24 protein-coding genes, 1 tRNA gene and 1 other RNA gene are annotated in these 21,550 nt (G+C 68.8%); 8 read left to right on the top strand and 18 right to left on the bottom strand.

Features of this window, described 5'->3' with window-relative positions:
* Window positions 1-48: 48 nt before the first annotated feature.
* The 7 genes from fabF to ACFOLC_RS09450 all read right to left on the bottom strand — a co-directional run bounded on the left by fabF (window position 49) and on the right by ACFOLC_RS09450 (window position 5,603).
* Window positions 49-1,302 (bottom strand): beta-ketoacyl-ACP synthase II, encoded by a 1,254-nt coding sequence (gene fabF / locus ACFOLC_RS09480; RefSeq protein ID WP_386758980.1) that lies wholly within the window; start codon window positions 1,300-1,302, stop codon window positions 49-51.
* Between the two features lie 122 nt (window positions 1,303-1,424).
* Complete coding sequence (gene acpP, locus ACFOLC_RS09475; protein WP_031373652.1) at window positions 1,425-1,664, bottom strand: acyl carrier protein; 240 nt, start codon at window positions 1,662-1,664, stop codon at window positions 1,425-1,427.
* Window positions 1,665-1,780: 116 nt separating this feature from the next.
* The gene (gene fabG, locus ACFOLC_RS09470) at window positions 1,781-2,530 is read right to left on the bottom strand and encodes a 3-oxoacyl-ACP reductase FabG (RefSeq protein WP_386758979.1); all 750 of its coding nucleotides are present in this window, start codon (window positions 2,528-2,530) and stop codon (window positions 1,781-1,783) included.
* Window positions 2,527-3,498, bottom strand: a complete 972-nt coding sequence (gene fabD / locus ACFOLC_RS09465) for an ACP S-malonyltransferase (RefSeq protein WP_386758978.1) — start codon at window positions 3,496-3,498, stop codon at window positions 2,527-2,529. Before fabD ends, fabG begins: the two co-directional genes overlap by 4 nt.
* A gap of 151 nt (window positions 3,499-3,649) precedes the next feature.
* Window positions 3,650-4,630 (bottom strand): beta-ketoacyl-ACP synthase III, encoded by a 981-nt coding sequence (locus ACFOLC_RS09460; RefSeq protein ID WP_386758977.1) that lies wholly within the window; start codon window positions 4,628-4,630, stop codon window positions 3,650-3,652.
* A 224-nt stretch (window positions 4,631-4,854) separates the two neighbouring features.
* Complete coding sequence (gene rpmF / locus ACFOLC_RS09455) at window positions 4,855-5,049, bottom strand: 50S ribosomal protein L32 (protein WP_115842959.1); 195 nt, start codon at window positions 5,047-5,049, stop codon at window positions 4,855-4,857.
* A gap of 44 nt (window positions 5,050-5,093) precedes the next feature.
* Window positions 5,094-5,603 carry a YceD family protein gene (locus ACFOLC_RS09450; RefSeq protein WP_386759043.1) on the bottom strand — a complete coding sequence of 170 codons (510 nt, stop codon included), beginning with the start codon at window positions 5,601-5,603 and terminating at the stop codon, window positions 5,094-5,096.
* 190 nt (window positions 5,604-5,793) lie between these two features.
* On the opposite strand from ACFOLC_RS09450, the gene ACFOLC_RS09445 reads away from it, so the two are divergent.
* Window positions 5,794-6,156, top strand: coding sequence for a hypothetical protein (locus ACFOLC_RS09445; RefSeq protein WP_386758976.1), 363 nt, complete (start codon window positions 5,794-5,796; stop codon window positions 6,154-6,156).
* A gap of 13 nt (window positions 6,157-6,169) precedes the next feature.
* The gene (locus ACFOLC_RS09440) at window positions 6,170-6,745 is read left to right on the top strand and encodes a Maf family protein (protein WP_386758975.1); all 576 of its coding nucleotides are present in this window, start codon (window positions 6,170-6,172) and stop codon (window positions 6,743-6,745) included.
* 21 nt (window positions 6,746-6,766) lie between these two features.
* Here the strand turns inward: ACFOLC_RS09440 and ACFOLC_RS09435 are convergent, their stop codons facing one another.
* Window positions 6,767-8,620, bottom strand: a complete 1,854-nt coding sequence (locus tag ACFOLC_RS09435) for an ArnT family glycosyltransferase (RefSeq protein ID WP_386758974.1) — start codon at window positions 8,618-8,620, stop codon at window positions 6,767-6,769.
* A 166-nt stretch (window positions 8,621-8,786) separates the two neighbouring features.
* Here ACFOLC_RS09435 and ACFOLC_RS09430 point away from each other — a divergent pair, with 166 nt between their 5' ends.
* The 4 genes from ACFOLC_RS09430 to ACFOLC_RS09415 are packed head-to-tail and all read left to right on the top strand — an operon-like array spanning window position 8,787 to window position 13,233.
* Window positions 8,787-9,740, top strand: coding sequence for an AAA family ATPase (locus ACFOLC_RS09430; RefSeq protein ID WP_386758973.1), 954 nt, complete (start codon window positions 8,787-8,789; stop codon window positions 9,738-9,740).
* A 7-nt stretch (window positions 9,741-9,747) separates the two neighbouring features.
* Window positions 9,748-10,728 carry a DUF58 domain-containing protein gene (locus ACFOLC_RS09425; protein WP_386758972.1) on the top strand — a complete coding sequence of 327 codons (981 nt, stop codon included), beginning with the start codon at window positions 9,748-9,750 and terminating at the stop codon, window positions 10,726-10,728.
* A complete protein-coding gene (locus tag ACFOLC_RS09420; RefSeq protein ID WP_386758971.1) occupies window positions 10,721-12,745 on the top strand; it encodes a transglutaminase TgpA family protein in 2,025 nt (674 codons plus the stop codon). Before ACFOLC_RS09425 ends, ACFOLC_RS09420 begins: the two co-directional genes overlap by 8 nt.
* Window positions 12,742-13,233: a Slp family lipoprotein gene (locus ACFOLC_RS09415; RefSeq protein WP_386758970.1), complete on the top strand. Its 492-nt coding sequence runs from the start codon at window positions 12,742-12,744 to the stop codon at window positions 13,231-13,233. Before ACFOLC_RS09420 ends, ACFOLC_RS09415 begins: the two co-directional genes overlap by 4 nt.
* A gap of 136 nt (window positions 13,234-13,369) precedes the next feature.
* Here ACFOLC_RS09415 and ACFOLC_RS09410 read toward each other — a convergent pair whose 3' ends face one another.
* From ACFOLC_RS09410 to dnaX, 4 genes are all read right to left on the bottom strand, one after another.
* Window positions 13,370-13,720 (bottom strand): histidine triad nucleotide-binding protein, encoded by a 351-nt coding sequence (locus ACFOLC_RS09410; RefSeq protein WP_386758969.1) that lies wholly within the window; start codon window positions 13,718-13,720, stop codon window positions 13,370-13,372.
* Between the two features lie 81 nt (window positions 13,721-13,801).
* Window positions 13,802-14,404, bottom strand: a complete 603-nt coding sequence (recR, locus tag ACFOLC_RS09405; protein WP_386758968.1) for a recombination mediator RecR — start codon at window positions 14,402-14,404, stop codon at window positions 13,802-13,804.
* A gap of 104 nt (window positions 14,405-14,508) precedes the next feature.
* On the bottom strand, window positions 14,509-14,829 hold the full coding sequence (locus ACFOLC_RS09400) for a YbaB/EbfC family nucleoid-associated protein (protein WP_386758967.1): 321 nt from the start codon (window positions 14,827-14,829) through the stop codon (window positions 14,509-14,511).
* Window positions 14,830-14,916: 87 nt separating this feature from the next.
* On the bottom strand, window positions 14,917-16,650 hold the full coding sequence (gene dnaX, locus ACFOLC_RS09395; RefSeq protein ID WP_386758966.1) for a DNA polymerase III subunit gamma/tau: 1,734 nt from the start codon (window positions 16,648-16,650) through the stop codon (window positions 14,917-14,919).
* 206 nt (window positions 16,651-16,856) lie between these two features.
* On the opposite strand from dnaX, the gene ACFOLC_RS09390 reads away from it, so the two are divergent.
* A tRNA-Ser gene (locus ACFOLC_RS09390) sits at window positions 16,857-16,949 on the top strand.
* 111 nt (window positions 16,950-17,060) lie between these two features.
* Window positions 17,061-17,157, top strand: an RNA gene (gene ffs, locus ACFOLC_RS09385) — signal recognition particle sRNA small type.
* A 296-nt stretch (window positions 17,158-17,453) separates the two neighbouring features.
* On the opposite strand, the gene ACFOLC_RS09380 is transcribed toward ffs, so the two are convergent.
* The 6 genes from ACFOLC_RS09380 to ACFOLC_RS09355 form a co-directional block, all read right to left on the bottom strand.
* Complete coding sequence (locus tag ACFOLC_RS09380) at window positions 17,454-18,452, bottom strand: YVTN family beta-propeller repeat protein (protein ID WP_386758965.1); 999 nt, start codon at window positions 18,450-18,452, stop codon at window positions 17,454-17,456.
* Between the two features lie 10 nt (window positions 18,453-18,462).
* Complete coding sequence (locus ACFOLC_RS09375; RefSeq protein WP_386758964.1) at window positions 18,463-18,888, bottom strand: molybdenum cofactor biosynthesis protein MoaE; 426 nt, start codon at window positions 18,886-18,888, stop codon at window positions 18,463-18,465.
* 135 nt (window positions 18,889-19,023) lie between these two features.
* On the bottom strand, window positions 19,024-19,263 hold the full coding sequence (locus tag ACFOLC_RS09370; protein ID WP_386758963.1) for a MoaD/ThiS family protein: 240 nt from the start codon (window positions 19,261-19,263) through the stop codon (window positions 19,024-19,026).
* Entirely contained in the window at window positions 19,263-19,766 is a 504-nt protein-coding gene (gene moaC, locus ACFOLC_RS09365) for a cyclic pyranopterin monophosphate synthase MoaC (RefSeq protein WP_386758962.1), read from the bottom strand. The genes ACFOLC_RS09370 and moaC overlap by 1 nt, the downstream gene beginning before the upstream one ends.
* Window positions 19,767-20,795 (bottom strand): GTP 3',8-cyclase MoaA, encoded by a 1,029-nt coding sequence (gene moaA / locus ACFOLC_RS09360; protein ID WP_386758961.1) that lies wholly within the window; start codon window positions 20,793-20,795, stop codon window positions 19,767-19,769.
* Window positions 20,792-21,550, bottom strand: a complete 759-nt coding sequence (locus ACFOLC_RS09355; RefSeq protein ID WP_386758960.1) for an MBL fold metallo-hydrolase — start codon at window positions 21,548-21,550, stop codon at window positions 20,792-20,794. The genes moaA and ACFOLC_RS09355 overlap by 4 nt, the downstream gene beginning before the upstream one ends.

Genomic DNA, 21,550 nt, shown 5'->3' with positions numbered 1-21,550 from the left:
ACGATCCCCGCCGCAGCGGGGATCGCGTGGGTCACGCCGAGCGAACGATCACACCCGCTTGAACACCAGCGTGCCGTTGGTGCCGCCGAAGCCGAAGCCGTTGGAAACGGCCACGTCGACTTGGACCTGGCGCGCGACGTTGGGCACGTAGTCGAGGTCACACCCCTCGCCCGGCTCGAACAGGTTGATGGTCGGCGGGATGATGCCGTGGTGCAGCGCCAGCACCGAGAAAATCGCCTCGACACCGCCGGCCGCGCCGAGCAGGTGGCCGGTCATCGACTTGGTCGAGCTGACCATGGTCTTGTAGGCGGCATCACCCAGCGCGCGCTTGATCGCCAGCGTTTCGGCGAGATCGCCCAGCGGCGTGGAGGTGCCGTGCGCGTTGAGGTAGCCGACCTGGTCGGCGTTGATGCCGGCATCCTTGAGCGCGGCGACCATGCAGCGCGCCGGGCCTTCGCCGTTCTCGCTCGGCGCGGTCATGTGGAACGCGTCGGAACTGGCGCCGAAGCCGGCGAGCTCGCAGTAGATGCGCGCGCCGCGGGCCTTGGCGTGCTCGTACTCCTCGAGGATGAGGATGCCGGCGCCATCGCCGAGCACGAAGCCGTCACGGTCCTTGTCCCACGGCCGTGAAGCGTGGGTCGGATCGTCGTTGCGCGTGGACATCGCCTTCATCGAGCAGAAGCCGGCGACCGAGGTCGGCGACGAGCCGCGCTCGGCACCGCCGGCGACCATCACGTCGGCATCGCCGTACTGGATCATGCGCATCGCCATGCCGATCGAATGGTTGGCGGTGGCGCAGGCCGAGACGGCGGAGAAATTGGGGCCCTTGATGCCGGTCAGCAGCGAGACCTGGCCGGGCAGCATGTTGATGATGGTGCTGGGCACGTAGAACGGCGAGACCTTGCGCGGGCCGCCCTCGTGGTACTTGATGGTCTGCTCTTCGATGCCAAGCAGGCCGCCGATGCCCGAACCGATCAGCGCGCCAATGCGCTCGGCGTTGGACTCGTCGACGGTCAGACCCGCGTCCTGCATCGCCATCAGCGAGGCAGCCACACCGTAATGGATGAACTCTTCCATCTTCTTCGCGTCCTTCGGATTCACCCACCGGGTGATGTCGAAGTCGCGCACTTCACCGGCGATGCGCGTGGTGAAGCTGGAAGCGTCGAAATGGGTGATCGGGCCGATGCCGGAACGACCGTTGACGATGCCGTCCCAGGTGGTGGCCACGTCGTTGCCGAGCGGCGAAACGGCCCCCAGGCCAGTGACGACGACACGACGGTTGAAGGCCGGACGATTGGACATGAAACACTCCATCTACACTACGCCGGCGTATCGTCCGGCTGATAAAACGCGGGGCCGCAATGCGGCCCCGGTTTGACTACTGGAAGCAAGTGGCCGTTGAGACCCGCTCCCGTCGGCAAGGCTTACGACTTGACGTGCGCCTTGACGTAATCGATCGCCTGCTGCACCGAGGTGATCTTCTCGGCTTCCTCGTCCGGGATCTCGCACTCGAACTCTTCTTCGAGGGCCATCACCAGCTCGACGGTGTCGAGCGAGTCAGCGCCGAGGTCGTCGACGAACGAAGCGTTGTTGGTGACTTCTTCTTCCTTAACGCCAAGCTGTTCGACCACGATCTTCTTGACGCGCTCTTCGATGCTGCTCATGGGTACTCACTCCTCCCGGACGGGATATTCGACGGAATAGTCTAATGGAAACGTTGGCGATCGCGAGCATACGCGAAAGCCCTTTGGGTTCAAATGGTTAGCGTCACCAGCGACGCTTACGGCATGTACATGCCGCCGTTGACGTGCAGTGTCTCACCGGTGATGTAGGCCGCCGACGGGCCGGCCAGGAACGCCACCGCACGGGCGATGTCCGCCGGCTCGCCGAAACGGCCGAGCGCGATCTGGCCGAGCATCGCGTTCTTGGCGTCCTCGGGCAGCGACTTGGTCATGTCGGTGTCGATGAAGCCCGGCGCGACCACGTTGACAGTGACCCCGCGCGAACCGATCTCCTTCGCCAGCGACTTGCTGAAGGCAATGATGCCGGCCTTGGCCGCGGCGTAGTTGGCCTGGCCGGCGTTGCCGGTCACGCCAATGACGGAGGCGATGTTGATGATGCGGCCCTTGCGCGCCTTCATCATCGCGCGCATCACCGCCTTGCTGGTGCGGTAGACGCTGGTCAGGTTGGTGTCGAGGATGGCCTGCCAGTCCTCGTCCTTCATCCGCATCAGCAGGTTGTCGCGGGTGATGCCGGCGTTGTTGACCAGGATAGTGATCGCGCCGAACTCCTTGCCGATGCCGTCGATCAATGCCTCGATCGAGGCAGCGTCGCTGACGTCGAGCACGCGGCCGTGGCCGCCGTGCGCCGCCAGGCGCTCGCCGATCGCCTGCGCGCCGGCTTCGGAAGTGGCGGTACCGATCACGGTCGCGCCCTGCGCGGCCAGTTCATCGGCGATCGCCGCGCCGATACCGCGGCTGGCGCCGGTGACCAGTACGACCTCGCCCTTCAATACGTCATGGTGACTCATGCGTTGTTCCATTCGTTCAATGCGGTTTCAAACTCGCCCGGCGTGCCGAGCGCACGCGCGTCGAGCGACTTGTCGATGCGCTTGACCAGACTAGCCAGCACCTTGCCCGGACCGCACTCGGCGATGCGGCTCACGCCTCGCACGGTCAGCGCCTGCACGCAGCCGGTCCACTGCACCGGCAGGTAAAGCTGGCGTACCAGCGCATCGCGGATCGCCTCAACGTTGGCGTGTGCCTGGGCGTCGACGTTCTGCACGACCGGCAGCGTCGGCGCATGCCAGGTCAGGCCGGCCATGGCCTCGGCCAGACGGTTGGCGGCATCGCGCATCAGCGGGGTGTGCGACGGCACGCTGACCGCCAGCTTCACCGCCTTGCGCACGCCGCGCTCGGCCAGCACGACCAGCGCCTTGTCGACCGCGGCGGCATGGCCACCGATCACGATCTGGCCCGGCGAGTTGTAGTTGGCCGGCACCACGACCTCGCTGCCGGACACGGCCGTGCAGACTTCCTGCACCAGCGCGTCCTCGGCGCCAAGCACCGCGGCCATCGCGCCGGTCCCGGCCGGTGCCGCGTCCTGCATGAATTGTCCGCGCAGGCGCACCAGGTGCGCGCCGTCCTTCAACGACAGCGCACCGGCGGCGACCAAGGCGCTGTACTCGCCGAGGCTGTGCCCGGACAGAACCGCCGGTTGTGCGCCACCGCGCTGCTGCCACAGGCGCCACACCGCCACGCCCGCGGCGAGCAACGCCGGCTGGGTGTATTCGGTGCGGTTGAGCATTTCCTCCGGGCCGCCCTGGCTCAGTGCCCACAGATCGGCGCCGGCGCCATCGCTGGCTTCCACGAACGTCTCGCGGACGATCGGGTGCAACTCGGCCAGTTCGGCGAGCATCCCAAGCGACTGCGAGCCCTGTCCGGGAAACACGAACGCGAGCTGCGCGTCGGTGGTGTGTTGTGTCTGTGCAGCGGTCACGCGTGGATCCTGGCGAGCAAGAGTGCGCATGATACGAGTGATTGCTCTAGTGCGTCTGTACTCGCGCGTACTGAACGTGATCACGTCCCGGATACGACAACGCCCCCGCCGGCAACGGCGGAGGCGTTCGCGATCGTGTGACCCGCGCGGATCAGTAGCGCAGCAGCGCCGAGCCCCAGGTGAAGCCACCGCCAAAGGCCTCAAGCAGCACCAATTGGCCACGCTGCACCTTGCCCGAGCGCACCGCTTCGTCCAGCGCCAGCGGCACCGAGGCCGACGACGTGTTGCCGTGCTTGTCGACGGTGACGATGACGTGGTCCATCGGCATGTCCAGACGCTTGGCCGTGGCCTCGATGATGCGCAGGTTGGCCTGGTGCGGGATCAGCCAGTCGATGTCGTGGCGGTCCAGGCCATTGGCCTCGAGCGTTTCCTCGACCACCGAGTCGAGCGCCTTGACCGCGTGCTTGAACACCTCGTTGCCGGTCATCAGCACCTTGACGCCGGCGTTGTGCTCTTCCGGCTTGAAGCCGACCGAGACGCCGACCGGGTTCCACAGCAGCTCCTTCTTGGCGCCATCGGCGTGCATGTGGGTGCTGAGGATGCCGGTCTCGGTGTCGGCCTTGAGCACGACCGCGCCGGCACCGTCGCCGAACAGCACGCAGGTCGAGCGGTCGCTCCAGTCGAGCATGCGGGTCAGCGTTTCCGCACCGACCACCAGCACCGTCTTGGCGGCACCCGAGCGGACGAACTTGTCGGCCACCGTCAGCGCGTAGACGAAGCCCGAGCAGGCGGCGTTGACGTCGAACGCCGGGCAGCCACTGACACCCAGGCGATGCTGCAGCAGGCAGGCGGTCGAAGGGAAGATCAGGTCGGGCGTGGTGGTGCCGACCACGATCAGGTCTATCTCGTCGGCGCTGACGCCGGCGGCTTCCAGGGCGCGGGTCGCGGCGTGGAAAGCAAGTTCGCTGGTGGTCTCGCCGTCGACGACGACGTGGCGCTCGCGAATGCCGGTACGCGCAGCGATCCATTCGTCGCTGGTATCGACGATCTTGGCCAGGTCGTCGTTGGTCAGCACCTTGGGAGGCAGGTAGCTGCCGGTGCCCGCAATGCGGGCATAAATCTGTTCAGTCATCACCACTCCGCTGCACAGCCGTAGTCAGGGTCCGCCAGCCGGGCTGGCGGCATGACCCACCGCGACCGGCCGAAAGTCCTCGCCCTGGATCGACCTGGCACTGGACCAGCCCGTATCGGACCGGCCTGGTGCACCTGGATCGGGACAACCAGCAATGAGCAGGATCGGCGACGGCCTCGCACGCGCCGTTTGAGCGGACGCGCGGCGCGGCGGGTGACCGAAGATTACTCTTCGTCGGCGACCTTGGACTTGGTGTCGATCACCTTCTTGCCACGGTAGTAACCGTCGGCGGTGACGTGGTGGCGCAGGTGGGTCTCGCCCGTGGTCGGGTCGGTGGCCAGCTGCTTGGCGGACAGCGCATCGTGCGAACGGCGCATGCCGCGCTTGGACGGGGAAACGCGGGACTTCTGGACAGCCATGGTCTTGCTCCAAGAAAAACTGTGATAACTGAAACGCGATGTAGCTAGTTCGATTTCTTCAATGCCGACAACGCCGCGAACGGATTCGGTCGCTCGGACTCGGCCTCTTCGGCCGGCCAGTCGCCTTCCACCGTCTCGGTGCCGGGTGATATCGGCACCACCGGCACGGCCAGGATCAATTCATCCTCGACCAGCTCAACCGTCCGCAACATGCCGTTTTCCGGCATCAGCAGCGGCTCGTAACCCGGCGGCAGCGCAGCCTCTTCCGCTTCGTCGCGGATCAGGCCGAGCCGCTGCACGATCTGCACCGGCAGCAGGAACCGTTCCAGGCTGCGCTGACAGGTCAGCGGCAGCTCGGCATCGATACGCAGCTCGACATAAGGCACTTTCAGCGCGTCGCGATCGAAATCGAGCGCGAAGCGCACCTCACCTTCCGTGTCGACCAGACTGTCCTGCAACCGTGTCAACGATGACAGCGGCACGCGGCCTTCCACGCCGCGCCGTGCCGCCACCATGCGCCAAGCATCCAACATCTCGGGCAGGTTCGCTGACATAAGCCGCGGAATTTTAGAGACACGGCCAGCCACTGTCAAACCTAAGCGTCTGTTCCTGCAGGCGTTCCTGCAGGCGTCCCTGCAAGTCGTTCCAGTAAGTGCTTGTGTGCATAGCTGGCGGCGCCGATTTGCCGGAATGCACGGCATCGGGTCAGACTGCGGGCTCCGCTCCCGTTCAGCCAGCCACGCCGTGACCACCACCCTGTCCCTGCTTCTCGCCGTGCTCGTGGCCGCGGCCCTGGCCTACCTTTTCCGTCGCGGCGGCGGTCGCCACGAGCGGGCGGTGCGCGAGGTGCTTGATGCCGCCGATGCTCTTGAAGCCCGCCTGCGCACGGCCCGCGCCGAGATCGAGGCCGTCGCCGGCGAGCGCGGCGAGGACCCGGTCGGCGAGGCCATGCGCGAGATGCTGCGGCAGCGGCTGTGGCTGCGCGACCACGGCCGCGGGGCCAGCCTGGCGCAGCTGAGCCAGGTGCGCGCCTCGATCGACGCCGCACGCGCCGAAATCGAGCACCAGCTTGCCCAGATCGCCCGCGCCCGCCTCGCACCCCGCTGACCTGAACAATTCGATGCCGTCCCTGATCCTCGCTTCGACCTCGCGCTACCGCCACGAGCTGCTCGCCCGCCTGCGGCTGCCGTTCGACACCGCCCGCCCCGATACCGACGAATCGCCCCATCCCGGCGAGGCGCCGTCGGCGCTGGCGCAGCGGCTGGCCTTCGCCAAAGCCGCGGCGATCGCGCCCGCGCACCCGCGGGCCTGGGTGATCGGCTCCGACCAGGTCGCCGAGTTCGCTGGCCAGGCGCTCGGCAAGCCCGGTCACCGCGACGCCGCGATCACGCAGTTGACGGCGATGTCGGGCCAGGCGGTTCGATTCCACACTGGACTGTGCCTGCTGCGCGACGGCCAGCCGCCGCTGCAGGCGCTGGACTGCACCACGGTGCATTTCCGGGTGTTGGCACCCGACGAGATCGCCCGCTACGTCGATGCCGAGCAGCCCTACGACTGTGCCGGCAGCTTCAAGTCCGAAGGCCTGGGCATCGGCCTGTTCGAGGCGATCGAGACGCGCGACCCGACCGCGCTGATCGGCCTGCCGCTGATTGCGACCGCGCGCCTGCTGCGCCAGGCCGGCTTCGCCCTGCCTTAGTGGTGCAAACCGGCCCGGCAGCTAATCCGGGCGCAGCTCAAGCGGCTGCTCCGGCCAGATCTCGATGCTGCCATCACGGCCGTGCAGGTGCAGGCCCAGCCAGTGCCGCCCGGGCGCGAGTTCGTCGCGGCCATGCAGATCGACCTGCGCGCTGAAACCGACCTGCGGATGCTGTGGATCGTTAGACCCGGGCCAGGCCTGCTGCAGGCCGGCGAACGGGCGACCGTATTCGGCCTGGGCGACGACCCGCCCATCGAGCGTCACCTCGACGCCCGCCAGTCCGACCCCGTCCTTGAACGCCCAGCCGTGCACCTCGAAGCGGCGGCCGACTGCCGCCCGGGCCACCGGCGCGTCGATCCAGACCATCGCCGGCGTCGTGCATTCGCCTGCACGGCGCTCGCCGTCCAAAGCGAACAACAGGAAACGCTGGCGGCCGTGGTCGACATTGAGCACGCGCGGCGGTGGCAGCGGCCCGACCATCGCGCACAGGCCGTGGTAGCGACTGAGCAGGTGCTTGTACGGCACCTCGCTGACGCCGACGACGAGCAGCACCGGCGTGTCACCCCAGGCCTCGCGGCCCGGTGTCTGCAGCCCCCACAGCGCCAACTGCGGTGCGCGTCCGTGCTTGTGGTTGAGCGGGTGATCGAGCACGGCGATGCGTGGATCGCCGAGGGCGAAGCCGAGCTCCGCGGCGACCTTGAAGTTGTCCGCCACCACGCGCGTGCCATCCGGCATCGCCGCACGCTGGGCGCGCACCGCCTCGGCGAGCTCGTCCCAGCCGGCGAAGTTGGCCGGGTACCACTTCTCGGCGGCGCTGCGAGCACGCAAGTGCGGCTGCGACACCGTCACGTAATAGCCCAGCGTCGCCACCAGTCCGAGCCCGGCCAGCGACCAGGTCGCCACGCGCAACCAACGCGGCCAGCGCGCCAGCGTCATCGGCAACAACGGCAACAGCGCGAGGTAGCCCGGCAACGGCCAATGGAAGCTCACCCGCTCGGTGTCGGCAAAGAAGCCCAGGGCGAAGAACCCCAACACCACCAGCCCGCCGAGCAGGGCGAAATAACGCGAAACCGGCAACGCGCTGCGCTGGCCGCGCCACGCCGCCACCGCCAATGCGGTGAACAACAGCGGCGTCACCAGCAACGCCTGGATCGCGATGAACCACAGGCCGTCGGCATGGAATGCCCACGGGTGGCGCTCGACCAGCTGAAAGCGCAGCCCGGCATCGGCGTTGTCCAGGTTCCAGGCCACCAGCGGCACCCACGCCGAAGCGCCAAACGCGATCGCGATCAGCACGCGCACATCGCGCAGCGCGCGGCGTCCGTCGGCCAGCAGCAGCAAGGCGATGAAACCGACAGCGATCACGGCAATGAAACGGTAATGACTCAGTGCGCCGATCGTCAGGCCGAGCGCCAGCTCCAGCGCCGCGCCCGGGCTGACCTGGCGCAGCAGGCGCGCGCCGGCATCCAGGCACAACAGCGTCGCCAGCGCCATCGCCGCGTCGGGCAGGGCCATCAGACCGAGCGTGCCGGCCAGCGGCAGCAGCAGCGCGAAACAGCCGGCCTGCCAACCGTCGCGCGCACCGAACTCTCGCGCGGTGATGTGCACCACCAGCCACGGCAGCAATGCCGCGATCAGCAGGAACGGCAACCGCAGGGCGAAGGCGTGGCCGCCACCGAGCACGACGCCGACGCGGGTCAACCACGCGGTCAGACCGGGCAGGTCGGAATACGCCGCGGCCAGGTGTTGGCCTTCCTGCCAGTAAAACGCCTCGTCGACGAACAGCGGCAAGCGCGCGGCGACCACCAGCTTGACCAGCGCAACGGCGACCCAGAGCACCCAGAAACCGCGCCGTGCCTGCACCTCATCGTGCATTCGTTGGTGACCTCGCTACACTTGCTGATGGGAGTCGGTGCGACACCAACCACTGCGTCGCACCACGACGCAGCCGCGCCGGACAAGGGAACCAGACCAGACCGGACCTGCACGGCAATGGCCGGGCCGGCCAGTGTTGTGATCGCAACTGAGGAGAAGACGCACGATGGCGGCATCCCTTTCGACAGCGCCCATGCTAACCGATGGTCTGCGCGCCACCCTCGACCGCGCCCAGGCCCAGGTCAATGCGCTGGTGCTCGGCAAGCCGCACGAAGTGCGTCTGGCCTTCGTCGCGCTGCTCTCCGACGGCCATCTGCTGATCGAAGACCTGCCCGGTCTTGGCAAGACCACGCTGGCGCACGCACTGGCGGCCACGCTCGGGCTCGAGTTCCAGCGCGTGCAGTTCACCTCCGACCTGTTGCCGGCCGATGTCGTCGGCGTGTCGGTGTTCGACCCACAGTCGCGCAACTTCCAGTTCCACCCCGGCCCGGTGTTCACCCAGGTATTGCTCGCCGACGAGATCAACCGTGCACCGCCGCGCACGCAGAGCGCGCTGCTCGAAGCGATGGCCGAGCACCAGGTCACCGTTGACGGCACCAGCCACCCGTTGCCCGATCCGTTCTTCGTGATTGCGACGCAGAACCCGGTCGACCTGGCCGGCACCTACCCGCTGCCGGATTCGCAGCTCGACCGCTTCCTGCTGCGGCTGGCGCTGGGTTATCCGGGAGAAGCCGCCGAGCGCGACCTGCTCGCTGGCGCCGACCGCCGCGACCTGATCGCGCAGACGCTGCCGCTGCTCGGCAGCGAGGACGTGCTGGCCGCGCGTCGCGCGGTGACCGCGGTGCATGCCAGCGAGGCGCTGATCGGCTACGTGCAGGCGCTGCTCGCGCGCAGCCGCCGCCACCCCGGCGTGCGCGTTGGCCTGTCGCCGCGCGCCGGCCTGGCGCTGCTGCGCGCCGCACGCGCGTATGCGCTGTTGCTCGGCCGCAACCATGTGCTGCCGGAGGACGTGCAGGCCTTGTTCCCGGCGGTGGCGGCACATCGTCTTGTCGCCGAGGTCGATGCCAGCAAGGACGCGGCGCTGGCCAAGGCGATCCTGCACGCGGTGCCGGTGGACTGAGCGCGCCATGGAGGCATCACCGGCGGCGCGCCTGCGCGCGCGCATCCATGCGTTTGCGATGGTGTGGACGCGGCCGCGCGAACCGGAAGCGCTGCCGGTCGTGTTCCATCGCCGCCGCATCTACGTGCTGCCGACCGGCTTCGGCCTGTTCTACGGCGCGCTGCTGCTGACCATGCTGGTCGGCGCCTTGAACTACAACAACAACCCGGCGCTGCTGCTCGGCCTGCTGCTGGGCGGCGCCGGGCTTGCCAGCCTGATCGCGGCGCAGATGCAGCTGTCCGGCTTGGGCGTGATCGCCGTCGACGCCGAGCCGGTCGCCGCCGGTGCGCCGCTGGCCGTGCGCGTGCATGCACGCGCCGCGGCCGGTCGCGCGCGTCGCGGCCTGCGCCTCGACGACGACGGCCGCCTCGATGCCGACCCGTCCGTGCTCAATCTGGTCGCCGGTGCCGGCGAGGCGCAGTTGCTGCTTGCGACGCAGCGACGCGGCTGGTTCGACCTGCCACGGTTGCGCCTGTCAACGACGCGCCCGCTGGGCCTGGCGCGGGCCTGGGCCTACGTGTGGCCGGAGACGCCGCTGCTGGTCTATCCGGCACCGGAAGCGCACGGTCCGCCGCTGCCGACCGGTCACGGTGATCGCGTGCAGGCGCGGCTGCACCCGCGCGGCGACGACGTCCACCACCTGCGCGCCTATCGCCCCGGCGACGCGCGGCGCGCGATCGCCTGGAAGCCCTCGGCACGGCGCGACACGCTGCTGGTGCGCGAGTACGAACAGCCACTCGGCGCCGAGGTCGTGCTCGACTGGCGCACGCTGACCGGCCTCGCCGTCGAGGCACGCATCGCCCGGTTGGCACGCTGGGTCGACGAGGCCGAGCGCGACGGCCGCCGTTATCAGCTGCGCCTGCCCGGCCAAGCCACGCTCGGCCCCGGCTGCGGGCCGCAGCACCGCCATGCCTGCCTGCGCGCATTGGCGCTGATGCCGCATGGCTGAGCACGCGCCCCTGCGGCTCGATCCGTTGAGCCGGCGCTGGGCCCTGCTCGCCGGCGCCGCCTGCCTGTTGCCGTTGCTGCTGCAACTGCCCACAGCGCTGGCGTTGACGATCGGCCTGAGCGCGCTGGCCGTGGCCGGACTGTCATGGCGGCAGCCGCTACCCGGCCTGCTGCGCCTGCTACTGGCGCTGGCGCTGGTCGGCGTGGTGCTGGCCCTGAGCAAGTTCTCGGTCGGCCGCGACACCGGCTGCGCGCTGCTCGCGGCGATGATCGCGATCAAGCCGGCCGAGACCTTCGGCCTGCGCGACGCACGCAGTCTGCTCGGCTTCGCCCTGTTCGCGCCGTTCGCGACCTTCCTGCTCGACCAGGGGCCGCTGTCGCTGACACTCGGCCTGGCCGCCGCGTTGCTGGCGCTGGCGGCGCTGCAGCGCCTGGCCGAGCTCGAATCCGGCGACGTCGCGCGGGCACCGTCGCTGCGCCAGCGCTTCGTCGGCATCGGCCGGCTGCTGGCGATCGGCCTGCCACTGACGCTGACCGCGTTCTGGTTGTTCCCGCGCCTGGGTACGCCGTTGTGGGGCATCCCGGAACGCACACTGGCCCGCACCGGGCTGTCGGACCGCATGAGCCCGGGTGACTGGATCGACCTGCTCGGCGACGACCGCCCGGCCCTGCGCGCGCGTTTCTACGGTGCCACGCCGCGCCCCGAACAGTTGTACTGGCGCGGCCCGGTGATGTGGGACTTCGACGGCCACACCTGGACCCAGCCGCGCTGGCAGCCCGGCTTCCCGGCCGCGGCCGTCGAGCCCGGCGCGGCGCGCTGGGACTACGAGATCGAGCTGGAGCCCAGCGACCGCCACCAGCTGGTCGCGCTCGACCTGCTCCTGGCGGCTCCGGCCGAGAGCCAGCTCGGTCCCGACCACAACCTGCAGGCGACACGCGTGCTGAGCGCGATAACACGCTGGCGCATGCAGTCGTCGCCACCGCTGCGTTACCAGCCTCGCCTGCCCCGCGAGCTGCGCGAGTACGCACTGCAACTGCCGCCCGGCTACAACCCGCGCACGCTGGCGCTGGCGCGGCAATGGCGCCACGACGCTGGGCCGTTGGGCGACGCCGCCATCGTCACGCGCGCGCTGGACTGGGTCCGTCGCGATTTCGCCTACACCCTGGAAACGCCGCTGCTCGGCCGCCACTCGGTCGACGAGTTCCTGTTCGACCAGCAGGCCGGTTTCTGCGAACACTTCAGCTCTGCGTTCGTGGTGCTGATGCGCGGCGCCGGCATCCCCGCCCGCGTGGTCACCGGTTACACCGGCGGCTACCGCAACCCGATCGGCGGCTATTGGCTGGTGCGCCGCTCCGATGCCCACGCCTGGGCCGAGGTCTGGCTGCGCGGCCGCGGCTGGACCCGGGTCGACCCGACCGCGGCGGTCGCGCCGGAGCGCATCTACGACACCCTCGCCGACCGTGCCCCCGGCGCCGAGGGCCTGCTCGGCGGCCTCGGCAGCGCGCGCTCGCTGGTCGACGTCGGCGACTGGCTGCGGCGCGGCTGGAACGACTTCGTGCTCGGCTTCGACGCCAACCGCCAGCAGCGCCTGCTGCGCCCGCTCGGCATCGACCGGCTCGACGGCGCCGCCCTGTCGGCCCTGTTCGCCACGATCGCGGCGCTGGCCTTGCTGTGGATGGTCTGGCTCAGCAGCCGCAACGAACGCGAGCGCGACCCGGTGCTGCGGGCCTGGCATGCGCTGGGCCGGCGCTACCGCCGCCTGGGTCTGGCACGCGAGCCGCACGAGCCCGCCGGCGCCTGGGCCAGCCGCGTCGGCCAGACCCGTCCCGACCTCGCCGACGCCCTGCACAAACTCAGCCAACGTTTCAGCGATTGGCGGTACGCTGGAGCCCAACCCGGGGGACGCGCCGCCCACGCGCTGGTCAAGGCGCTGCGCGCGCACCGCCCGTCATCGAACCGTCCGCATGCACCGCCGCGGGGGTCCGCCCAGGATTCGTACCAAGGAGAACGCCGATGAACGCCCGTCTCGCCGTACTCGCCGCAGGCGCCTTGTTGCTCGCCGCCTGCGCGACACAACCCAAGCCGCTGCAAGGCACCTTCACCGCGATCACCCCACGCGATGCCACCGCCGCCGACAACACCGGTGCTGCCGTGCGCTGGGGCGGCCGCATCGTCACGGTCGAACCGCAGGCCGACCGCACCTGCTTCGAGATGATCTCGACCAACCTCGGCTCCAGCGGCCGGCCGTACTGGGGCAGTGACGACACCGGCGGCCGCTTCCTCGCCTGCCGCACCGGCTTCTACGATCCGGCCGTGTTCGAGAAGAACCGCGAGGTCACCTTCATCGGCCGCGTCAGCGGTTACGAGAACCGCCGCATCGGCCAGTACGACTATCGCTTCCCGATGGTGGACGCCGACGTGGTCTACCTGTGGCCTCTGCGCGAGCAGGTCGACGTGATCGCCGCGCCGTATGCGGCACCGTGGCCGTGGTGGGGCTGGTGGTGAGGTCGTGATTCGTGATTCGTGATTCGTGATTCGAAAAGCAGAAAGGCCTGCCGGATGGCAGGCCTTTCTCGTTGGCGCTACCGCGCCCCGCTACAAGGCTTCGCCTTTACGAATCACCAATCACGATTCACGGCTCTCACCGCGATGTCCCGAACCGCCCCAGCGGCGCCCCGGCCAACAGGTGCAGGTGGATCTGGAACACGGTCTGCCCGGCGTGGCCGTTGCAGTTCATCACGATCCGGTAGCCGTCCTGGTCGAGGCCCTGCTGCTTGGCGTAATCGGCCGCGGCCAGCGCCAGGCGACCGACGATCGCGGCCTGGTCCGGCAACACGTCGTTGAGCGTGGCGATGTCGGTCTTAGGCACGAACAGCACATGCACCGGCGCCTGCGGCGCGATGTCGCGGAACGCGATCAGATGCTCGTCTTCAAAGACGATCTCGGCCGGAATTTCGCGACGGATGATCTTGTGGAAGATGGTGTCGGGCATGACGGTCTCCTGCGGCTCCAAGGGGTGCTGGTCCGGGTCGTTCGACGTCGTGCGCGGGGGTTCGCAACGAGCGGACTCGGGTCATGTCGGCGGCATTTCGCTGCGGCTGCCGAAGGCATGCGACAACGTGCCGCGGTCGACGTACTCGAGCTCGCCACCCAACGGCACGCCGTGCGCCAGCCGGCTCGGCCGCACCCGGTGCTGGCGCGCCAGCTGCGCCAGGTAGTGCGCGGTCGCCTCGCCTTCCACCGTCGGGTTGGTGGCGATGATGAGTTCCTGCACCTCGCCCTCGGCCAGGCGCTGCGCCAGCGTGTCGAGGCCGAGTTCGCGCGGGCCGATGCCGTCCAGTGGCGACAACCGCCCCTGCAGCACGAAGTACAGGCCGCGGTAGCCGGTGGCCTGCTCGATCGCCAGCCGATCGGCCGGCGACTCCACCGCGCACAACAGGTGCGCGTCGCGTGCGGCACTGGCGCAGGTCGCGCAGACCTCGCTCTCGCTGAAGTCACGGCAGCGCACGCAGTGGCCGATCTTCTCCACCGCCGCGGCCAGGGCATCGGCCAGACGCTGGCCACCGGCGCGCTCGCGTTCGAGCACGTGGTAGGCCATCCGCTGTGCCGACTTCTGGCCGACGCCGGGCAGCACACGGAAGGCGTCGATCAGTTGTTCGAGAAGTGATGAGGTCATCAGCATCTGTTGCCGTCATTCCCGCGCAGGCGGGAACCCATGGACCTTGCTTTGAGAGCGTAATGTCCTTGGATTCCCGCCTTCACAGAAATGACAAGCAAGGATCAGAACGGCATCTTCATGCCCGGCGGGATCGGCATGCCCGCGGTCGCGGCCGACATCTTCGCCTGCGATTCGCTGTTGACCTTGTTGACCGCATCGTTGAAGGCGGCAGCGATCAGGTCCTCGGCCATCTCCGGGTCGCTCAGCACGCTCGGGTCGATGCGCACCTTGCGGCACTCCATGCGGCCGGTGATGGTGATGCTGACCATGCCGCCGCCGGCGTTGCCGGTGACTTCGAGGCTGGCCAGCTCTTCCTGCGCGCGCTGCACGTTCTCCTGCATCTTCTGCGCTTGCTGCATCAATTGGGCGATATTTCCACGCATGGTCGTCTGCTCACTAAAAAGGTGAATGGGTGTCCCTTGAGTCAAGGGCAGCAGCTCCGCGCAAGCGGAACTGCGGGGTTGCGGAGCTCAGCCCTCGTCGTACGGCCGGATCGAATCGGGCACGAGCTTGGCGCCGTGCTGCGAGATCAGGCGCTGCACGTCGGGGTCGCCCATGAAGGCGGTCTCGGCCGAGGTCTGGCGCTCATCACGCGCACGCGTGTTGCGCTGGTGCAGCGACTCGACCGACTTGGCGGCGTCGACGAACTTGATCTGAGGCGCGGCCCCCAGGGCCGGCGCGAGCGCATCGGCAACCATCTTGACCAGCGTCGCACCGCGCAGGTGGTCGTCGGTCGGCGGCAGGGTCAGGCTCAACACGCCCTCGGTGTAGCCGATGAAACCGGCATGCTCGGCCAGCAGCCGCGCCGGGCCGCGCAGGCCGCTGCCATCGACCAGCGCGTGCCAGGCATCGGCATCGGCGATACCCGCATCGGAAACGGCCGGCGGGGGAACTGCGGGGGTTGGTGCAGCATCACGCGGCGGCTCGGGCGTGTCGTGTCGCGCGGGTTCGACCGGCACCGCCACCGCGGTGGCGGGCTGGGATACGAACGGGTTGGGCGGTGCGACCCGCTCACGCGGAGCCGCGGTCGCAGGTGCAACGGCGGTCGCAGTGCGTGATGGCGTCTCACGCGTCGTCGGCGCCGACGAGGGCGCGCGTGCGCCCTCGCCTTCGGCCGGGCGGAACGCGAGCATGCGCAGCAGGCTCATCTCGAAACCGGCGCGCGGGCTCGGCGCCAGCGGCAGGTCGCGGCGACCGTTGAGCGCCATCTGGTACCACAGCTGCACCACCTCGGCACGCAACTGCGCGGCCAAGGTGTCGACATCGACGCCATCGGCCTCGACCTGTGCTTCCGGCACCAGCTGTCGCACCTGGATGCGGTGCAAGGCGTCGGTCAGGGCTTCGAGCACGCTGCCCCAGTCCGGCGAGAATTCGGCCAGGGCCGCCACCTCCGCCAGCAAGCGCTCGCCATCGCCGTCGGCCAGCGCGGTGAGCAGCGCACCGACGCGGGTGCGGTCGACCGTGCCGAGCATGCTCGCCACCGCCGCGTCGCCGAGTTGGGCGCCGGCGCTGTTGGCACCGGTGTAGGCGATAGCCTGGTCGAGCAGCGACAGGCCATCGCGCAGGCTGCCGTCGGCGGCCTTGCTGAGCTGGCGGATCGCACCGGGCTCGGCGGCGATGCCTTCGGCCTCGAGGATCCGGCCGATCTGGCCGCTGATCTGGGTCTCGTCGAGGCGCTTGAGATTGAACTGCAGGCAGCGCGACAACACCGTCACCGGCAACTTCTGCGGGTCGGTGGTGGCGAGCAGGAACTTCACGTGCCCGGGCGGCTCTTCCAGCGTCTTCAGCAGTGCGTTGAACGCCGCCTTCGACAGCATGTGCACTTCGTCGATCAGGTAGACCTTCACCCGGCCGCGACCAGGCATGTACTGGGCGTTCTCGATCACCTCGCGCACGTCGTCGACACCGGTGTTGCTGGCCGCGTCGATCTCGAGCAGGTCGATGAAGCGGCCGGCGTCGATGTCGCGGCAGGACGGGCACTCGCCGCAGGGGTCGGCGGAGGTGCCCTGCTCGCAGTTCAGCGACTTGGCGAAGATGCGCGCGATGGTGGTCTTGCCGACGCCGCGGGTGCCGGTGAACAGGAAGGCATGGTGGACGCGGCCGGTATCGAGCGCATTGGTCAGCGCACGCACCACATGCTCCTGCCCGACCAGTTCGGCGAAGCGCTTCGGACGCCATTTGCGGGCGAGGACGAGGTAGGACATCGCAGCCTTGTTGGAGGCCCGGTCAGGGACGACCGGACTGGGAGAAGAGACCGGCATAGTGTGCCACGCCCGCTCGCACCGCCTGCGACGCGATCGCATGGCTTGTTCCGAGCTTGTTCCAAAACCCCGTCACGGCTAGAATTTGCGGCCCTGAAGGCAGCCGGTTGTACGCCGGACCCCGCATTCAGGCCAGCAGTACCAGGTGCGGAGAGGTGTCCGAGTGGTTGAAGGAGCACGCCTGGAAAGTGTGTAAGCGTCTAAACCGCGCTTCGGGGGTTCGAATCCCCCTCTCTCCGCCATACTGCAAGTCCTTCGTCGAGCCCGCACATCCCTGCGCGGACTTTGCAAAGGAAGGTTCCATGGCCCACGCCCCGGTGTGAGCCAGTCCATAGCAAGTCTCTATGGTGGCCCTGTCGGCCCCTCGCGACGCTAGGTCGAAAACCCCGCCAGGGCCGGAAGGCAGCAACGGTATCGACTGACGCGGGTGCCGAGGTCAGCCGGCAGGGCCACCGCCTTTTCTGTGCTGCGCACAGAAAACCCAAGCTTCGCGGCTGCGCCGCTAATCTTGGGCCCCGGCTATGTGCCTCCGATCCCCACCCCTTCGGGGCGCCCCCTTACCAAGGGGGCTTTGCTCCAGTGGGCACTCTGCTCGCTGCATGAGCTCACCCCTAAACCCGCAGTGGCTGTCCGTCATCCCTGCGAAGGCGGGGCGAAGTGCCGCTGCTTGCGAGCCATGGGCTCGCGCGGCGCTATGCACGATGGCCGGGGATCGCGGAGTGATGCTGCCTCTGCAGTCAAACACCTCACTCGACGATGCCGAGCGCGTCCGGTTCACGCCCTGTCTTCCAGTGCTCGACGACTTTCCACTCGCGGGTGTCGATCACCGCGATCTCGTCGCCACCACTGATCGCGACATAGGCCCGCGGGCGTAGTGGATCGGCGATCACGCCGATCGGCAGCGCTGCGCGGCCCAGCATGGTGTCGCGGTACGCCGCGCCGGCACGCGCCAGTTCGACGGTCTGGATGACGCGCTTGTTCTCGGCATCGATCACCGCCAGCGTGGCCGCGCGGGCATTGGTCACCAGTGCATGACGGCCATCGGGCGTGAACACCACGCGGATCGGAAAGCCCGGGCTCGGCACGGTGTGGCGGATCGCCAGCGTGGCGGGGTCGTGCACGGTGACGGTACCGGCCTCGCGATTGCTGACCCACACCTCGCCGCTGTCGGGCCTTGTGGCCACACCTTCCGCACCGGCACCGGCGCCGATTTCGTGCGTCTTGCGGCGCGAAGCCAGGTCGATGCGACTCAGCGTGCCACGATCGATCTTGGTGACGTAGGCCACCTTGCCATCGGCAGACAGCGCGACCATGTGGCCGCGCCCGTCGCCCAGGTCGACGGCGGCCTCGGTCTTGCCCGCGGCGATGTCGACCAGCAGCAGGCGGCGCGAAGCCTCGGTGGTGACCACGGCGCGGCGGCCGTCCGGCAGCCAGCGCATGCCGTGCGGCCGGCCGTGTTCGCCCAGGTCGAGCGTGCGCGGCGACTTGCCGTCGTGCAGGTCGAGCACGCTGAGGCTGTGCCCGGGTGCGGCCGCCCCGTAGTTGCTGACCAGGGCGAGGCGCCCGTCGGCACTGACCGCGATCTCGTGCGGCCCCTGCCCGGTCGCGATTTCGCCGAGCTTGCGCCCATCCGCGGTCGACAGGCGCCACACGCTGTCGGCCGACTTGTTGCCGACCAGCAACTCGGCCGCATCAACCGGCACGGCCGTCAATGCGATCGATAACAACAGCATGGCGCGGATCATCGTGACCTCCTCAACCGGACGTGCCGGGATGCAGCCAGCCGGCATCGCCATCATCGTAGCGCTCGTGCTTCCAGATCGGCACGCGCGCCTTGACCTCGTCGATGATGTAGCGACAGGCCGCGAAAGCCGCATCGCGGTGCGCCGCGCTGACGCCGACCCACACCGCCAGTTCGCCGATCGCGAGATCGCCAATACGATGCACGCAACGCGCATCGAGAATGGTGAACTGCGCCATCGCCTCGGCCAGCACGCGCTCGCCTTCGACTGCGGCCAGCGCGGCGTAGGCTTCGTAGCGCAGGCCGCGCACGTCTCGGCCGTCGTTGTGGTTACGCACCCAGCCCTCGAAGCTGGCGTAGCCGCCGACGCGCTCGTCGAGCAACTGCGCGCGCAGGGTGGCGGTATCGAATGGCGTGTCGGCCAAGGCAAAGCGCTTCATCGTGACGTTTCCACATTTGCAGTGCATCCACTGCCTTCCATGGCGCAACGGTAATGGCTCACGGATCGTCCGGCCCGGCCATCCATGGCCGGGCGTTCGCGGATGCGCGAACCAGTGGTTCGCAAGCGCATCCGCTCACCCCCCGCTTACCGGCGGAATGAAGGCGACCTCGCTGCCCGCGCGCACGGCATCGCCCCAGCGTGCGAATTCGCCATCGACCGCCACCCGCAGGCGCTCGACCGGCAAGACAAAGCCATGACGCTCGCGCAGCGCGGCATACAGCGCGCACAGGTCGGCGGTGGCCTCGACGGTTTCACTGGCAACGCCGGCGGCATCGCGCAGGCTGGCGAAGTACAGCACGGTGACCTGGCCCATCACGCCGCTCCGATGTCGTGCTTGCCGAAGTCATGCTTGCCGCCTTGCTTGGCCAGCAGCCGGGCCGGCCCCAGCACGATCCTGTGCGACAACGCCTTGCACATGTCGTAGACGGTGAGCGCGGCGACGGTGGCGCCAGTCAGCGCCTCCATCTCGACCCCGGTGCGGTGCGTGGTTTTGACCGCACACACGATGCGCAGCGCGTTGTCACCGTCCCAGTCGATGGCGATGCGGCAACCGTCGATCGGCAGCGGGTGGCAGAACGGAATCAGCTCGTGGGTGCGTTTGACCGCCATCGTGCCGGCAATGATCGCCGTCTCGACGATGCCGCCCTTGGCGCTCTTGAGGCCCGATGCGCGCAGTTGCAGGGCGACCGCTGCGGGGAAGCGCACGCGGCACTCGGCGCACGCCTCGCGTGCGCTCACCGGCTTCGCGGATACGTCGACCATGGCCGGACGACCGGCAGGATCGAGGTGGGTAAGTTGCTTCGGCTTCGCTTTCATTCAACCGCCAATGAGGAACATCTCGACGTGCTTGCGCGGGCTGCCGACGGCATCGCGCAGCTCGCTGTAGCGATCACCGCGTCGCGCCCACAATCCGGCGACACGCTCGATCAGGGCCGGGCCGCCCTGCGCCAATGCCGGTCGCAGGTCATGGCCCTCGGCGGCGAACAGGCAGGTGTAGAGCCGGCCGTCGGCGGACACACGGGCCCGGTGGCAGTCCCCGCAGAACGGTGCGCTGACCGAACTGACGAACCCGATCTCGCCCTGGCCATCGGCGAAGGCGTAGCGCGAAGCCACCTCGCCGCGGTACTGCGCATCCAGCGGCTGCAGCGGCCAATGCGCGGCGATGCGGTCGCGCAACTCGCTCGAAGGCACCACGCGTTCGCGGCGCCAGCCGTTGCAGGTGCCGACGTCCATGTATTCGATGAAACGCAGCACATGGCCGCTGCCGCGGAAGTGCGCCACCAACGGCAACACCTGGTCGTCGTTGACGCCACGCTCGACCACGCAGTTGAGCTTGATCGATGCGAACCCAGCCGCCTGTGCCGCGCCGATGCCAGCCAGCACCTGCGCGACGTCGCCGCGGCCACCGGACATCTCGCGGAAGCGCTGCGGATCGAGCGCGTCGAGGCTGACGGTGATGCGGCTCAGACCGGCCGCGCGCAACGCGCGTGCCTGCGGCGCCAACAGCGACCCGTTGGTGGTCAAGGCGATGTCGTCCAGCCCTTCGATCGCGGCGAGGCGCTCGACCAGCTGCGGCAGGCCTTTGCGCAGCAGCGGCTCGCCACCGGTGAGGCGCAGCTTGCTGACACCGAGCCGGACGAAACCGCGCACCAGCGTCTCGATCTCGTCGAACGACAACCGCGAGGCGGCATCGAAGCCGTAGTCATCCGGCACACGATCGGCCGGCATGCAATACGGGCAACGGAAATTGCAGGCCTCGATCACCGACAGGCGCAGGTCGCGCAACGGCCGGCCGAGCCGATCGTGCGGCGGCGACAGGGCGTGCACGGCGGCAGCGGCGTTCATACCGGTTCTGACCGTGGCGCCGTCGGTTCGTTCAGCACCACCACCTCGCCCGGATGGGCGACGCGGTAGCCGCGTGCGGCCAGGATCTCGCCTTCCTCGCGGTTGCCGTAGTGGTACAGCAGGCAACGGTCGAGCAGCTCGCGCGGGTACTCACGCTCCAGGTCCTCGATGCCGCTGTGCGAGGGGTTGCCATGCAGTGCGCAATCGTGGGCGACCAGTTCGCCGGCATCGGCGAACCGGGCCAGCATCTCCGGAATCGGCCGGGTATCACCGGTCCACACCGCACTGCCGTGCAGGCGCAGGCCGTAGGCGGTCTCGGGCCAGTGGTGGCGGGTCGGGAACACCTCCAGGCGCACGCCCTCGTGCCAGAACGAGGCGCCGACCGGGATCACCTGGAACGCGTCCCAGAAATTCACGCCGCCCTCGGCCAGTGCGTTGGGATAGTCGCCGACGCGCTGGTGCAGCCACGGCACCACGGTCGCGGGCACGTACAGCCGCACCCGGCCGCGCCGCGTCGGATCGAAATAACTGGCCACGAACAATCGCTCGAAGCCGGCGACGTGATCGAGATGAGTGTGGGTGATGAACAACGCGCGCGGTGGCTCGCCGTAATGGGCAAGGTAAGCGGTCAGGCCTTCGCCACCGCAGTCGATGGTCAGCCACGGCGTGCCGTGGTGCTCGATCGTCGCCATGGCCGAGCCGAGTTCGACCGCCGAGGCATTGCCGACTCCGTGCAGGCGCAGTTGCCAGTTCAT

It is taken from the genome of Lysobacter cavernae, assembly GCF_042648505.1.
Classification (GTDB): domain Bacteria; phylum Pseudomonadota; class Gammaproteobacteria; order Xanthomonadales; family Xanthomonadaceae; genus Lysobacter_L; species Lysobacter_L cavernae.
Note: the sequence above shows the minus strand (reverse complement) of the source record. Positions and strands in the feature narration are given on the sequence as shown.